This is a genomic window from Halomonas sp. BM-2019, from assembly GCF_017584085.1.
On record NZ_CP071922.1, the window covers coordinates 3,924,536 to 3,925,641 of the forward strand.

Consider the following 1,106-nt stretch of genomic DNA (forward strand, 5'->3'; position numbering starts at 1 on the left):
TGACGATTAAGAAGTAACCGGGGAAGCCCATATTATTGATGACTTCGAGTTCGATAGCTAAGCGCTCGTCATACTCCACACGCTTCTCGGCACGAACGGTCGGGTCCGGAAATAAGAAAGCTAAGCGATCTTCTAATCCTTCCTTCGATTTCTTAATCAGGAAATCGCCTTCGGTTAAACCACCCGTGGGGAAATTAGGCAAAAAGTATTCATTCAGTCGCACCGTTACATTACAACGACGCGCGATTTCAACTGTATTTGCAATCGCTTCCGGAATATCAGCAAAGAGCTCTTGCATCTCTTCTTCGCTGCGCAAGTACTGTTGTTTACTGTAGCGCTGCGGTCGACGTGGATCAGACAAAGTAAAACTGTCATGAATGGCTACGCGGATTTCGTGCGCCTCGAAATCGTCCTCGCGCAAAAATACCACTTCGTTGGTCGCGACGACGGGCAAGTTAGCCTCATCAGCCAAGTCCACTGCTGCATGTACATAACGCTCTTCATCCGGACGCCCTGTCCGGCTTAATTCGAGGTAAAACCGGTCAGGGAAATGGGTTTGATAAAAAGTAACGCTTTGCTGTAACGCCTTGATTACGCAATAGTCCGCGGCCAACATCGCCGTCACGACTACCGGACAACAGGAGCAGCCCCTCACCCCACTGTTGCAGCCAAGCTTGATCAATGCAGGGCTTGCCGCAACGGTGTCCTGCTAGATAGGCAGCAGAAATAAGTTCGGTGAGGTTTTTGTAGCCAGTCTCGTTCATTGCCAAAGCGGTTAAACGAAAGGGCTCGTCCGGCCAATCAGGACTCAGCACATTGAAGTCGCAACCGATCAGCGGTTTGATACCTAATCCGCGAGCGGTTTGATAATAACGCACTAAACCACACAGGTTCATTTCATCCGTCAGCGCCATCGCTGGCATGTTTAAGTCAGCCACTCGTTGACAAATTGGCTTTACTTTCGCTAACCCATCGACCATGGAAAAGTCGCTATGGATACGCAAATGTACAAACGCTGGTGAGCTCATACGGACCTATTTCATCGTTATTATTTTAGATTTGGAATGACCTAGCATTGTGCCTGAAAGCAGCGCACCTGTCACCCG

Annotated in this window: 1 protein-coding gene and 1 pseudogene; both read right to left on the reverse strand. The window is 49.2% G+C overall.

Annotated features, from left to right (window positions below; all coding sequences use genetic code 11):
• A pseudogene (locus J5F18_RS19415) lies at positions 1-616 on the reverse strand (DNA polymerase III subunit alpha); the annotation flags it as partial.
• On the reverse strand, positions 543-1,028 hold the full coding sequence (locus J5F18_RS19420) for a PHP domain-containing protein (RefSeq protein ID WP_346300150.1): 486 nt from the start codon (positions 1,026-1,028) through the stop codon (positions 543-545). The gene J5F18_RS19420 and the pseudogene J5F18_RS19415, both read right to left, overlap by 74 nt.
• Positions 1,029-1,106 lie beyond the last annotated feature (78 nt).